Source organism: Streptomyces sp. ATexAB-D23 (assembly GCF_000373645.1).
Taxonomy (GTDB): Bacteria; Actinomycetota; Actinomycetes; order Streptomycetales; family Streptomycetaceae; genus Streptomyces; species Streptomyces castrisilvae.
The window spans coordinates 294,618-308,229 of the sequence record NZ_KB892024.1 but is presented as its reverse complement, the minus strand read 5'-3'; the positions used below and the strand labels follow the sequence as shown (position 1 = coordinate 308,229).

Genomic DNA, 13,612 nt, shown 5'->3' with positions numbered 1-13,612 from the left:
GATCCGCTGTGTACGTGTCTGGGACCAGCCTTTCCCACAACACGTCAGGCCACTGTAAGCAGGACCTGTGCATCTGCGCACGGGTCCTTACAACGGACAAAACGGTCCTGCGTCGCAAGGTGCGCACACCCATGGTCTCCCGGTGACACCATGACCCGGGTGACCCAAGCACGGCAGCACCGCCCCGAGCAGCATCCCATCCAGGTCATCGCACACCGGGGCGCGTCCGACGACGCCCCCGAGCACACCCTCGCCGCGTACCGGAAAGCGATCGAGGACGGTGCCGACGCCCTGGAGTGCGACGTACGACTCACGGCCGACGGCCACCTCGTATGCGTACACGACCGCAGAGTGAACCGTACGTCCAACGGGCGTGGCGCGGTTTCCGCCCTGGAGTTGAACGCACTCGCCGCCCTCGACTTCGGCTCCTGGAAGGACCGGGACGAGACCGAGTCACCGGACTGGGACCCGGTGCCGGGCGAGCTCACCTCCGTACTCACCTTGGAACGGCTCCTCGAACTCCTCGTCGAGACACGGGCGGGCGGGCGGCCGCTCCAGTTGGCCATCGAGACCAAGCATCCGACGCGCTGGGCCGGCCAGGTCGAGGAACGGCTCCTGCACCTGCTGAAACGCTTCGAACTCGACGCGCCCCCGCCCGCCGGCAGCCCCTCGCCCGTACGCGTCATGAGCTTCTCGGCCCGCTCGCTGCACCGCGTCCGCGACGCCGTACCCCATTTGCCCACCGTCTATCTCATGCAGTTCGTCTCCCCCCGCCTGCGTGACGGGCGGCTGCCGGCCGGAGCCCGGATCGCCGGCCCCGGCATGCGGATCGTGCGCAGCCACCCCGGCTACATCGAACGGCTCCACCGGGCCGGGCACCGGGCTCATGTCTGGACGGTCAACGAGCCCGAGGACGTCGAGCTGTGCGTCCGACTCGGCGTCGAGGCCATCATCACCAACCGCCCCAAGCAGGTTCTGGCGCAACTGGGCCGCTCGTAGCGTCGACGCCGCCACCCCTCCGACGCACCTGCACCTGCACCTGCACCTGCACCTGCACCTCAGTAGATCGCATCAGCGCATGAGCCCTTCAGTAGATCAACTACAGGGAGTACACCGGCGCACTCGGACTGTGTCCGATGGTGACGAGTGCGTCACTGCCAGACCATTGGCCGGTTTCCGGCACAGCCCTGGAGGGCATCCACTCCGTGGCGTGGGGACAAAGGAGGTCTCGGGGGTGGCGTTGGTGGTGGCACAGGAGGTGCCCACGTCGTCGAGCATGGCCGTACCTCATGGCCCGGCGGGCGTGGGACAGGCACGGCAGCGGATGCGTGAGCAGTTGCGCAGCCACGGGGTGTCGGATTCGGTCGTCGACGATGCGGTGCTGATTCTTTCCGAGCTGCTCAGCAATGCCTGCCGGCACGGCAGGCCGCTGGGCCGGCAGGCAGAGAGAGGAGAGGGCGACGTCCGTGCCGCGTGGCGCGTCGACCGGACGGGCGGACTGACGGTCGAGGTGACGGACGGCGGCGGCCCGACCAGGCCGGTTCCGGCCACCCCCTCGGTGACCGCGCGCGGTGGTCGAGGGCTCAACATCATCAGCGCGCTGGCCCAGGAGTGGGGCGTACGTGACGACGCCCCCGGCGAGGTCACCGTCTGGGTGCTCGTCAGCGCGGGCCATGGGGCCCACCGTTCACACGGGCGCCCCGGCGAGCGGCCGGGCGGCCGGAACGGCGGGCGGACGCGCGGCGTGACCGGCTTGCCGAGCGCGCCGAAGACCACCGTCGTCCCGGGGTTCGAAGGGCTGGATTTCTCCGGCGCGTTCGACGACGCGTTCGACGACGTGGGCTGAAGGCGACGACCGCGGGCACGAGCCGGGAGCGGGGCGAGGGCGGCTGTGCCCCGGACAGCGGTGGGGCGGCTAGGCTCGCGGGCCAGACCGCACTGTCGCAATCGGGAGAAAGCCCACCATGGCTAAGAAGCGCCCTCAGACCAAGGCCGGGAAGCAGCAGCTCAAGGACGGCGAGATCCCGGTGGTCGGGGCTCGCGAGCCCTGCCCGTGCGGTTCGGGCCGCCGCTACAAGGCCTGTCACGGCCGGGCCGCGGCCCAGGCAGTGACCGAGCTGGTCCAGCGCCCGTTCGAGGGGCTGGCCGGGGAGTGCGACTGGGTCGCGCTGCGCGAGCTGGTCCCGGCGGCCACGGCCGAGCTGACGCTCAAGGGCGGCCTGCCCGAGGGCGTGCCCTCGGTGACGCTCGCGACGGTCCTCCCGATGGCCTGGCCCGCACTGCGCCGCGAGGACGGTTCCGTGCTGCTCGCCCTGCAGAACGACACCTCGTCCGGTGACCTGAGCCGGGACCTCGCGGACACGCTCCAGCGTGCGCTGGAGGCGGAGCCGGGTTCGCCCGTGGCCGCCCGCCGTGTGCCGGCCGACGGCCCCCGGCTGCAGGACCTGCTGGACGCCGACGCGTCCTTCGCGCCGGTCGTCCACTCCGGCTTCGAGTTCTGGGTGCCGGACGCGGAGAACGCCACGGCCGAGGTGAGCGCCTCGCTGGAGCGTGCGAACGACGCGGCGATCCCGACCGTCCTGCTCTCCGGGGTGGATGCCGCCTACTGGTGCGAGACGCCGGAGAAGAACCACCTGCGCTGGGTCATGCCGCACGCCGAGGAGCAGCTGCTCGACGCGCTCGCCCGGCTGCACGCCGCCGGCGAGTCGTCGCTCGGTGACGACACCAGGCTGGTCGGCTCGTTCCGGGCGCACGGGCTGATGGTCCCGGTCTGGGACCTGCCGAGCGCGATGGGCGCGGAGGACTGCGAGAAGCCGGCCGCCGCATTCGCGGAGCGGCTCGCGAAGGCGCTCGCCTCGGACGCGCCACTCACCGCCGAGGAGCGGCGGGCGCGCGGCGGGCTCACCAACCGCCAGGTGACGCTCAGCTGACAGTCACCAGCAAGCGGACCGAACGGTGACCCGCGTCACAACTCCCCCGTACTGACAGGTAAATCGCTGTCCGAATACGCGAGATCGAATTTGCGAACGGCAGATCTCTTGTTACCGTTCTAGAAGCCCGGTCGCTGGTGCATCCCCCGTCGCCAGCGACCGGGCATCCTCATTTCCGGGTACGGCGCCGCAGGGCGTGCCCCGCGGCGCACAAGCCGCGCACAGGCCCCCGCACAAGCCGCGTACGGCCCCCGCACAAGCCGCGCGCAGGCCCGCTGCCTCGCTTCCCGCCCCCGCACTCCTCCCCCCGATGGCCCGGCATCAGTCCTGCGGCCGCGTACGCCGGTTGGGGCCGTGGCACGATCACAGCCGCCCCGGACCAGCGCCCGAAGCGCCATCAGGTACCCCGCCGCCGCCCGGATTTACCCGGCCCGCCGCACCCGGGCGCCACTTGGCGACAGGGCAATCGCACCGGCACAAACGGGCCGACGTGAATGAGACGGCGCAAACGGGCCGGCAGAAACAGATCGATACAGCGGGCCGGCGGTTTACGCGGAGAATGTGAAACGTGAAGCAAGTCGGAAGGGCGGGGAGGAGGTACGGAGTACGGAAGGGATTCGCCGGAGACCGGGCAGAGAACCGACAGAAATCCGTAATGAATGCGTTCCAAAAGAACACACGCACACCGGAAACGGGCCAACCCGGCTGTCGAACGCTCAGTGAGCCAGTCTGCTTCCGCCGTCGGGGGCACTCGTGCTCGCCGCGACCAGCGCGTCCAGCACCTCCCCCACATCCGGCAGCCACGGCGCGGCGGCGACCACCCCTCCGGCGCGCGGCCCGGAAACCCGCTCCGGCGCACGCTCCCAGCGCACCCGCCCCGTACCGATCTCCGAGGGCGGCAGGACGACGTAACCCCCCTCGCCGTGGAACCGCAGCGAGCTGGGGACCCAGTCCTGTGCGTACAGCAGCTCACCGAGCCGTTCGAGCGTGTACGGGGCGACCAGCAGCAACCACCGGGTCGGCGTCGCCACGACCGGGCCGAGCCGTACGCCCGCCAGTTCCAGCTCGGCCAGGGCGCGGGCACCGGCCACGGCGGGCAGGCTCAGGGCGCAGGGCGCCCGTCCGCCCGTGGCGAGCAGCACCGGCGCGGTGGGCCGGTTCGTCCACCACCAGCGCACCATCCGGGCGTCGGTGGTCGCCGCGAGCAGTCCGGGATCGAAGGGGTGCGCGCCGGGCACGGCGCACTCGGGATCGGGGCAGGCGCAGCCGTGCCCACGGTCACCGCGGCCGCCGGCCGCCCGCAGCCCCGCTCCGGGGAGCACGGGCCACTGCCAGGCCGTGGCACAGGTCAGGGCGGCGTCGAGCCGGGCGGAGCCGCCCCTGCGTCCGAGCCTGAACCTGAGCCTGCGTCGCCTTCCGAGGATCTCGCGCATGAGCGCTCGTTCCTTTCCGTTGAACGCCGAGGGTCCGCTCCACATCGTGCGCGGTCACACCATGCGTGCGGATCTTCACTGGGTGTACATGCTCGTCGAGCCTGCGGTACGGGTCATTCGTCGGTACCGAGCGTGAGCTGTGCTGAGCCGGATCGAGCTGCTTGCAGTCGACATCGTGGCGAGGTGCAGGCCGCGTGGCGCGCCTGCCGTCCGTGCGTACGGCCTCACCACTCGGGGGTGGGGCGCGGCCGTCACAAGGGAGGACGTCCGGACCCGCTGCCAGGTTCCGGGGGCGGGTGCGACCGCCCCTGGCCATCCAAGGATTTACGTACCCAGCATGCCCGGAATGACGCTCCCCCGGGGCTTCACCCAGAGGTACACCCCCGTCGGGCAGACCCAGTCGACCCCGAATAGGCACTACAGGGTGCAGTTTTTGGCCAAGTTGACCAACGCGGGAACACCGCGTTTCCCGGGGGGACAATGCTGGACATCGCCTTACTTGTGCGTGTACATGTGGATGCACTGGTAGCGGCGCAGAATGACATGGGGGTTTGCGATGCTATTCGACGGAACACACCGCTCGGAAAGCCGACGACCATGAGCGCTCCGCACCTGCCAAAAGTGGCTGGAATCGATCCAGAAGTTCCGGTTTCGGCGCACACTGCCGGGCCGATCGACGAGGTCTCCGCGGCGCCCGGCGCCTTCATCCAGGACCGCCTGGCCGGCTGGGTCTCCGACCTCACCACGCTCCACGAACTCACCGAACGGCTGGCCAGAACCAGCACCCTCGACGACGCACTGCACGAGTTCCTCGAAGCCGGAGCCGCCCTGGTCGGCGCCCGTCGGGGACTGGTCGCCTTCGAGCCCTCCGACCGCCGCGGCCCCGTCAGCACCGTCGGGCTCGGTCTGGCCCACGCCGAACTCGGCCAGATCGAGACCGTGCCGCGCAGCGCCACCTCCTACGGCCGCATCCTGGAAGGGCTGCCGAACCCCGAAGGCCCGCTGACCACGCCCGACCTGCTCGGCGACCCCGGCGTGGACCCCCACAGGCGCGAGGTGGCCGCCCGGCTGGGCTACGCCGCCAGCTACGCGCTGCCCCTGTCCACCGGGGCGACCGGACGGCTCGCCGCGGCCGTCTGGCTCTACGACGAACCCGCCGAACCGCTGGAGCGCCAGCGCCACCTCGTCGGCCTGTACGCCGGATACGCCTCCGAGCACCTGGCCCGCCTGCTGGAGCTGGAACGGGCCAGGACGGACGTCGCCACCGTGACCGAGGAGCTCCTGCCCACCCGGCTCCCCCGGATTCCCGGCGTCCAGCTGGCCGTACGCCATCAGGTGGCCCCGCAGGGCGGCACCGACTGGTACGACGCGCTGGCCCTGCCGGAGGGCACGCTCGGTCTCGCCGTCGGCTCGGTGGGCGGCTCCGGACCCAGCGCGCTGGCCGCCATGGGACGGCTGCGCGCCGGTCTGCGCGCCTACGCGGTGATGGAGGGAGAGGACCCCGTCGCCGTACTCTCCGACCTCGAACTGCTGCTGCGGCTGACCGAGCCCGCCCGCTCGGCTACCGCGCTCTTCGCGTACTGCGAACCGGCCCGCCGCAAGATCCTGCTGGCCGGGGCCGGGCACACACCGCCGCTGATCGTCGGTGAGCGCCGCACCTCGTACGTCGAGACCACCCTGTCCGCCCCGCTGGGCATGCTGTCGTGCTGGGAGGCGCCCAGCGTGGACATCACCCCGGCGCCCGGCGAGACGGTCCTGCTCTACACCGACGGGCTGCTGCGCCGGGCCGGCGACTCGATGGACCGGGCCTTCGCGCGGCTGCACTCGGCGGCGGCGAGCGTGCCGAGGGCGCTGCGCCAGGACGCCGGGTCGGTGGCCGACCATGTGGTGCGCACCGTGCTGCCCGAGGGAGCCGGGCGCGCGGACAGTGCCGAGGACGTGGTCGTCGTGGCCGCCCGCTTCGACTGACGCCCCCCTTTTTCCGCACCGCGCCGGCCTCCTTGTGTAAGAGGTCTTCCGGCCCTGGGCCCCCTTCCGTACGCCCGTACGATGGAGAGGGCCCAGTGTCGTACCAAGGAGAGACAAGTCGTGTCTGAGGAGTTCATTCCGGAGACCCCGGAGACCGAAGAGACAGAGACGGTCAAGCAGCGGAAGAACGGCCTGTACCCGGGCGTATCCGATGAGCTCGCCGCGAGCATGAAGTCCGGTTGGGCCGACACCGAACTGCACGGTCTGGAGCCGATCGCCCAGGCCGGGCACACCGCCGACCGCCGAGCGGCGCTCTCCGCGCGCTTTCCCGGCGAGCGTCTGGTCATTCCCGCGGGCCGGCTGAAGACCCGTTCGAATGACACCGATTACGCCTTCCGCGCCTCCACCGAATACGCGTACCTCACCGGCGACCAGACCCAGGACGGCGTCCTCGTCCTGGAGCCGACGGACGAGGGCCACGAGGCGACCGTCTACCTGCTGCCCCGCTCGAACCGGGAGGACGGCGAGTTCTGGCTCGACGGCCAGGGCGAGCTGTGGGTCGGCCGCCGCCACTCGCTCACCGAGGCCGAGCAGCTGCTGGGCATCCCGGCGAAGGACGTGCGCGAGCTGCCCGCCGCCCTGACCGAGGCCACCGGCCCCGTGCGCAACGTGCGTGGCCACGACGCCGAGATCGAGGCCGCGCTGACCGACAAGGTCACCGCCGAGCGCGACGAGGAACTGCGCGTCCACCTCTCCGAGGCCCGGCTGGTCAAGGACGCCTTCGAGATCGCCGAGCTGACGAAGGCCTGCGACATCACCGCGCGCGGCTTCGAGGACGTCGTGAAGGTCCTCGACAAGGCGGAGGCCACGAGCGAGCGCTACATCGAGGGCACCTTCTTCCTGCGCGCCCGCATCGAGGGCAACGACATCGGGTACGGCTCGATCTGCGCCGCCGGCCCGCACGCCACCACCCTGCACTGGGTGCGCAACGACGGCGCGGTCCGCTCGGGCGAGCTGCTGCTGCTCGACGCCGGGGTCGAGACCAACGACCTCTACACGGCCGACGTGACCCGCACGCTTCCCATCAGCGGCACGTTCACACCGCTCCAGCGCAAGATCTACGACGCGGTGTACGAGGCGCAGGAGGCGGGTATCGCCGCGGTCAAGCCCGGCGCCGACTTCCGCGACTTCCACGACGCCGCGCAGCGGGTGCTCACCGAGAAGCTCGTCGAGTGGGGCCTGCTGGGCGACCTGTCGGTGGAGAAGGTCCTGGAGCTGGGCCTCCAGCGCCGCTGGACGCTGCACGGCACCGGCCACATGCTCGGCATGGACGTCCACGACTGCGCCGCCGCGCGGACCGAGGCGTACGTCAACGGGACGCTGGAGCCGGGCGTCTGCCTCACCGTCGAGCCCGGTCTCTACTTCCAGGCCGACGACCTGACCGTGCCGGAGGAGTACCGCGGCATCGGCGTCCGGATCGAGGACGACATCCTGGTCACCGAGGACGGCAACCGGAACCTCTCGGACAAGCTGCCGCGGCAGGCCGACGAGGTCGAGGCGTGGATGGCCCGGCTGAAGGGCTGATTCTCCGCCGGCCCGCACCGGGCCGGGCCCGTGCGCCGGAGGGCGCCCCGCTCAGGACACCATGAGCAGGGCGCCCTCCCGCCGCTTCAGGACCTTGTCGAAGCTCACCACCGCTCCCGCGTGCCCCGGGCGGTTCCCGAAGTGCACATGGTCGGCGAGCTGCTCAATCAGGCACAGCCCCCGCCCCTCCTCGGCGGTGACGGGCGGATACGACGCGTACTGCGGTTCCGGCGGCCTGCTCCCGGGCTTCCGCCCGGATGTGTGCGGCCCGCCCCGGGTGGGAAAGCCGGGCCCCGAATCGGCGACTTCGATACGGCACTTCTCGCCGTCCAGATACGCGGTGACCCGGTACTGCCCACTGGCCGTGGCGGACGGCTCCTCCCAGGCGTCCCGGGTTTTCCCGGTGCCGTCGGCGGCGTCGTGCTTCCCTCCGTGCTCGACCGCGTTCGCACAGGCTTCGCTGAGCGCGAGGGACAGATCGAAGGAGATGTCCGGGTCAACGCCCGCGGATTCCATCGTGCCGAGCAGGAACCGGCGGGCGAGCGGAACGCTCGCAGCTTCGCGCCGCAAATGGAGTGACCACCAGATGCTCATGCTCCGGCCTCCTGGATGCGGCTAGACATACCGATACGTATGCCACGCAGGGGCGGTCATAAGCACGCGCGTGCCGTCTTACCGCTCGATCGGCGGATGGCCGGATGCGTCACACCGGTGTAGCCCCGCCCCACGGGACCCTTTCCGTACCACCCAGGAGGGTGCGGAACCCGCCCGAACGGCCCTGCTCGCGCCCAATCCGCCTGGAAGACGACCTTCCGGACCTGCCGTACGGAGGCGGGGGGCCGGGTGCGATGATGGCCCGGCCATGTCTACATCTGTGGGACGCGCCGGAGCCGGTCTGCGGCTACTGAGGGCCGCGGTGTTCGCCGCGGTCTGCGTCGCGTTGTCCGCGGCGGGGCATGCGCTGGCCGCCTGCGCGACCGTCCCCTGGTGGACGCTGCTCGCCGCCTTCCTCGGCGTCCTCGCGGTGGCCGTCCCCCTCGCCGGGCGCGAACGTTCGCTGCCCGGCATCGCGGCGGCCCTGGCCGGCGGACAGCTCGCCCTGCACGTCCTCTTCGGCCTGGGCACGCACACCACGACGCCCCGGGCCACCGGCGGCGAGGACGCGCTCATCCGGTTCGCGGCGAGCCTCGTCTGCGGCGCCGGCCCCGGTCAGCTGGACGCCTCGGACGCGCACGACATCGTCACCACCGCGGGCGTCGACCCGGTGGCGGTGACCGCACAGGCGCACCAGCACCTGGCCGCGGCCCCTTCCGACGGCCTCTGGGCCACCGGAACGACCGGCCTCGCCGGAATGCTGCCCGGCCTGCCCATGCTGCTCGGGCACCTGCTGGCCGCGCTGGCCACCGGCTGGCTGCTGCGGCGGGGCGAAGTCGCCCTGTTCCGCCTCGCCCGGCTCTCGGCCCACGGCGCCCAGCAGATCGCGGCAGGGGCCCGGCTCCGGGCGCTGCGGGCCGCGTTCGGCCTCGTCTCCGCCCTGCGCGCGGGCCTGTCCGGCGAACTCACGACCGGGCCGCGCACCCCCCGTACCGCCGTGGACGCGCCGCGCCCGGCGACCGGGGACCCGTTGCAGCACATGGTGATCCGGCGCGGGCCGCCTCCCGTACTCACCCTCGCAGCCTGACGCGACGCCCTCCACGCGATGCGGTCCGGCCCACGCCACGCGCCTCTCGGCGCGTCCGCGGGTCGTCCGCGCATTCCGCTCGTGCGGAGGAGGTGTCGCGATGCCGGTGCGTACCCGCGCGCCGGAGCACCTTTCCTTCGTGCCTCTGTGGAGTGATCTCTGTCATGAACGTTTCCCGCATCGCCCTCGCCGGCGGCGTCGCCGCGTCGACCGTGCTGCTGCTCGCCGGTACGGCCTCCGCCCACGTCAGCGTCCAGCCGCAGGGCGAGGCCGCCAAGGGCGGTTACGCCGTCATCAACTTCAAGGTGCCCAACGAGCGCGACAACGCCTCGACGACCAAGCTCGAAGTCAGCTTCCCCACCGACCACCCGCTGGCGTCCGTCATGCCGCAGCCGGTACCCGGCTGGGACATCGAGGTGACGACCAGCAAGCTCGACAAGCCGCTGGAGATGCACGGCAAGACGATCAACGAGGCCGTCTCCAAGGTCACCTGGACCGGCGGCAAGATCGAGCCCGGCCGCTTCCAGCAGTTCCCCCTGTCCGTCGGCCAGCTCCCCGAGGACGCCGACCAGCTGGTGTTCAAGGCCGTCCAGACGTACTCCAACAAGGAGGTCGTCCGCTGGATCGAGGAGCAGAAGGAGGGCGCCGACGAGCCCGACACCCCCGCTCCCGTCCTCAAGCTGACGGCCGCGTCGGGTGACGGGCACGGGGCCGACGCGGCGGCCGGCTCGGGCTCCTCCGCCTCATCGGACTCCTCCGCCGCCTCCGACAAGAGCGGGGAGACCACCACCGCCTCGTCGGCCTCTTCCCAGGACAACGCCGCCCGGGTGCTCGGCGTCATCGGCATCGTCATCGGTGTCGCCGGCGTGGCCTTCGGCGTCCTGGCCGGCCGCCGTCGCACCACCACCTGATCCGGCCCAAGCCCCACCCGCTCCATCGACCCACCAGGAAAAGTGCTCCATGGTTAAGAAGATCGTGCCGGCCGCGGCGCTCGTCGTCGCGGCCGCGCTCACCCTGTCCGCCTGTGGCGGCAGTGACAACGACAGCAAGAAGCCCATCGCCGATGTGTCGGTGGAGGCGAAGACCAAGGCCGCGACGGTGCTCGACCAGCCGTTCACCAAGCCGAACCTCGTCCTGACCGACACACACGGCAAGAAGTACGACCTGCGCGAGCAGACCAAGGGCAAGCCGACTCTCATCTACTTCGGCTACACCCACTGCCCCGACGTCTGCCCGCTCATCATGAGCAACATCGCGATCGCCAAGAAGTCCCTCTCCCAGGCGGACCAGGACAAGCTCCAGGTCATCTTCGTCACCACCGACCCGGAGCGGGACACCCCCGCCTCGCTGGGCACCTGGCTCAAGTCCCAGGACCCGTCCTTCATCGGTCTCACCGGCGACTTCCCGACCATCCAGGCGGGCGCCCGGCAGATCGGCATCGGCATGGACGCGCCGAAGAAGGAGAAGGACGGCACGATCGTCTCGATGCACGGCTCGCAGGTCCTCGCGTTCTCCCCGAAGACCGACCAGGGGTACGTGCTGTACAGCGAGGACACCACGCCCGACGACTACACCAAGGACCTCCCCAAGATCGTCAAGGGGGAGAACCCGTGAACCGCCGTACGGCCCTCGCCGGTGTCCTGACCCTCACCACGGGTCTGGCGCTGGCGGGGTGTTCGTCCTCCTCGGACCGGCCGGAGCTGAAGGTCATCGGCGGGTTCATGCCGCAGCCCGTCAACGACATGGCAGCCGGCTTCCTCGTCGTGCAGAACCACGGCAACGGAGCCGACCGCCTCACCTCGGTCACCAGCCCGCTCTCGGACGACGTCACGATCCACGAGACGAAGAACCAGGTCATGCGCGAGGTGACGTCCTTCGACGTGCCCGCGGGCGGTGAGCTGGACCTCGAACGCGGTGGCAACCACATCATGTTCGCGAAGCTCAAGCAGCAGCCCAAGCAGGGCCAGAAGGTGTCCGTGGAGCTGCACTTCGAGAAGGCCGGCGCGGTCAAGGTCGACCTTCCCGTGAAGGAGACCACCCACAACCCGAAGAAGCAGTGAGGGACTGACAGACCATGACAGCCACCGCCCCGCACTTCGGGCCGCCCCCGTACGCCGCACGACGGCCGCTCGCCGCGGCCGGACTCCTCGCCGCACTCGTCGGCGCGGTGTTCGGTCTGCTGCTGGCCGTCGCGGGTCCCGCGTCGGCCCACGCCGCACTCACCGGGAGCGATCCGCAGGACGGGGCGGTGGTCGCCACCGCACCCCAGGAGGTCACCCTCACCTTCTCCGAGCAGGTCGCTCTCGGCGCGGACTCCATCCGCGTCCTCGACCCCTCGGGCAAGCGCGCCGACACCCAGGCCGCCCCGCGCGACCTGCACAGCGGCTCCACCGTGAAGTACGGCGTCGCCCTGCGCACCGGCCTGCCCGACGGTACGTACACCGTCGCCTGGCAGGCGGTCTCCGCCGACAGCCACCCCGTCTCCGGCGCCTTCACCTTCTCCATCGGCGCACCCTCCGAGACCACCGTCGCCCTTCCCGACAACGAGGCCGGGGGCGGCCTCGTCGGCACGCTCTACGACATCGCGCGCTACGCCGCGTACGCCGGGTTCATCGTGCTCGCGGGCGGCGCCGCCTTCGTGCTGGCCTGCTGGCGGCACGGCGCGGGCGCGCGTCCGCTGCAGCGCCTGGTGGTACGCGGCTGGATGACGCTCACCGCGGCCACCATCGCGATGCTGCTCCTGCGCAACCCGTACACCGGGTCCGGGAAGCTCGGGGACGTGTTCGACCTCGACGGCCTGAAGGCGGTCCTCGACACCAAGCCCGGCGCCGCACTCGTCTCGCGGCTCCTGCTGCTCGGTGCCGCCGCGCTGTTCGTCGCGGTGCTGTTCGGCACGTACGCCAAGCGCGAGGACCCGCGCGAGAAGAAGGACCTCACCTTCGGCCTCGCCATCGGCGGCGCGGTCATCGCCGCCGGCATCGCCGGGACCTGGGCGCTGGCCGAGCATGCGTCGACCGGCATCCAGCCCGGTATCGCCATGCCCGTGGACGTGCTCCACCTGCTGGCCGTCGCGGCCTGGCTGGGCGGGCTCGTGGCCCTGCTGACCGCGCTGTACCGCACCCCGGACCTCCCCGCGGCGGCCGTACGGCGCTTCTCCGCGATCGCGTTCACCAGCGTGGTCCTCCTCGTCGCGACCGGGGTCTACCAGTCGTGGCGGCAGCTCGGCACCTGGTCGGCGCTGACCGGCACCGGATACGGGCAGCTGCTGATCGCGAAGGTGGCGCTCGTCGCCGCGCTGGTCGGGGTCGCGTCCGTGTCCCGCAGGTGGACGGCCCGACTCGCGGCGGGCGGCGGCACGGAGGAGCCAGCAGCCGCTGCCGGATCCGGTGTCCCTGAGCCGGAGGAAGAGGAAGAGGCCGCGGCGGAGGCCGCCACGGACCCCGGCCGGGCAGCGCAGCTCGCCCGGCAGCGGGCGGCTGTGGCCTCCGCCGAGCAGAAGCGGATACGTGACGCCGACCCCGGCCGGGCAGCGCTGCGGCGCTCCGTGCTGGCCGAGGTCGGCGTCGCCGTGGCCCTGCTGGCCGTGACCACCGTCCTGACCTCGACCGAACCCGGCCGTACGGAGGAGGAAGCGCGCTCGTCGACGGCGGCCGCCGTACCCGTGGCGGACGGGCCCGTCAACCTCTCCCTGCCCTTCGAGACGGGCGGCGAGAACGGCAAGGGCACGGTCCGGATGGACATCGACCCGGGTCGCACCGGAGCCAACGTGATCCACCTGTGGATCAAGGACAGCGGCGGAAAGGCCATGGACGTCCCCGAGGTGAAGGTCGCGTTCACCTTGAAGTCCAAGGACATCGGCCCCCTCCCGGCCGTTCCGGTCCGACTGACCGAGGGACACTGGACCGCCACCGGCCTCCAGCTCCCGATCGCGGGCGACTGGAACGTCGCGGTGACCGTGCGGACGTCGGACATCGACCAGACGACGGTCGACAAGAACGTGAAGATCGGCTGAGCAG

General features: G+C 71.4%; 12 protein-coding genes. 10 read left to right on the top strand and 2 right to left on the bottom strand.

The window, feature by feature from the left end:
* The first annotated feature begins 150 nt into the window (after positions 1-150).
* The 3 genes from B082_RS0122010 to B082_RS0122000 all read left to right on the top strand — a co-directional run bounded on the left by B082_RS0122010 (position 151) and on the right by B082_RS0122000 (position 2,930).
* Positions 151-999, top strand: a complete 849-nt coding sequence (locus tag B082_RS0122010; protein WP_018553980.1) for a glycerophosphodiester phosphodiesterase family protein — start codon at positions 151-153, stop codon at positions 997-999.
* Positions 1,000-1,234: 235 nt separating this feature from the next.
* Entirely contained in the window at positions 1,235-1,846 is a 612-nt protein-coding gene (locus tag B082_RS0122005) for an ATP-binding protein (RefSeq protein WP_234018205.1), read from the top strand.
* 118 nt (positions 1,847-1,964) lie between these two features.
* On the top strand, positions 1,965-2,930 hold the full coding sequence (locus B082_RS0122000) for a DUF5926 family protein (RefSeq protein ID WP_018553978.1): 966 nt from the start codon (positions 1,965-1,967) through the stop codon (positions 2,928-2,930).
* Between the two features lie 716 nt (positions 2,931-3,646).
* Here the strand turns inward: B082_RS0122000 and B082_RS0121995 are convergent.
* Entirely contained in the window at positions 3,647-4,363 is a 717-nt protein-coding gene (locus B082_RS0121995; RefSeq protein WP_018553977.1) for a bifunctional DNA primase/polymerase, read from the bottom strand.
* A 597-nt stretch (positions 4,364-4,960) separates the two neighbouring features.
* Between B082_RS0121995 and B082_RS0121985 the strand changes: the two genes are divergently transcribed.
* Positions 4,961-6,331: a PP2C family protein-serine/threonine phosphatase gene (locus tag B082_RS0121985; RefSeq protein ID WP_234018204.1), complete on the top strand. Its 1,371-nt coding sequence runs from the start codon at positions 4,961-4,963 to the stop codon at positions 6,329-6,331.
* A 120-nt stretch (positions 6,332-6,451) separates the two neighbouring features.
* Positions 6,452-7,915 (top strand): aminopeptidase P family protein, encoded by a 1,464-nt coding sequence (locus tag B082_RS0121980; protein WP_018553974.1) that lies wholly within the window; start codon positions 6,452-6,454, stop codon positions 7,913-7,915.
* A 51-nt stretch (positions 7,916-7,966) separates the two neighbouring features.
* On the opposite strand, the gene B082_RS0121975 is transcribed toward B082_RS0121980, so the two are convergent.
* Positions 7,967-8,509 (bottom strand): ATP-binding protein, encoded by a 543-nt coding sequence (locus tag B082_RS0121975; RefSeq protein ID WP_037710623.1) that lies wholly within the window; start codon positions 8,507-8,509, stop codon positions 7,967-7,969.
* A 268-nt stretch (positions 8,510-8,777) separates the two neighbouring features.
* Here B082_RS0121975 and B082_RS0121970 point away from each other — a divergent pair, with 268 nt between their 5' ends.
* The 5 genes from B082_RS0121970 to B082_RS0121950 all read left to right on the top strand — a co-directional run bounded on the left by B082_RS0121970 (position 8,778) and on the right by B082_RS0121950 (position 13,608).
* Positions 8,778-9,596 (top strand): hypothetical protein, encoded by an 819-nt coding sequence (locus B082_RS0121970; RefSeq protein ID WP_199783829.1) that lies wholly within the window; start codon positions 8,778-8,780, stop codon positions 9,594-9,596.
* A 164-nt stretch (positions 9,597-9,760) separates the two neighbouring features.
* On the top strand, positions 9,761-10,507 hold the full coding sequence (locus B082_RS0121965) for a YcnI family protein (protein WP_018553971.1): 747 nt from the start codon (positions 9,761-9,763) through the stop codon (positions 10,505-10,507).
* A 49-nt stretch (positions 10,508-10,556) separates the two neighbouring features.
* Positions 10,557-11,210: an SCO family protein gene (locus B082_RS0121960; RefSeq protein WP_018553970.1), complete on the top strand. Its 654-nt coding sequence runs from the start codon at positions 10,557-10,559 to the stop codon at positions 11,208-11,210.
* Positions 11,207-11,656 (top strand): copper chaperone PCu(A)C, encoded by a 450-nt coding sequence (locus B082_RS0121955; RefSeq protein WP_018553969.1) that lies wholly within the window; start codon positions 11,207-11,209, stop codon positions 11,654-11,656. Before B082_RS0121960 ends, B082_RS0121955 begins: the two co-directional genes overlap by 4 nt.
* A gap of 14 nt (positions 11,657-11,670) precedes the next feature.
* Positions 11,671-13,608: a copper resistance CopC/CopD family protein gene (locus B082_RS0121950; protein ID WP_018553968.1), complete on the top strand. Its 1,938-nt coding sequence runs from the start codon at positions 11,671-11,673 to the stop codon at positions 13,606-13,608.
* Positions 13,609-13,612: the final 4 nt, after the last annotated feature.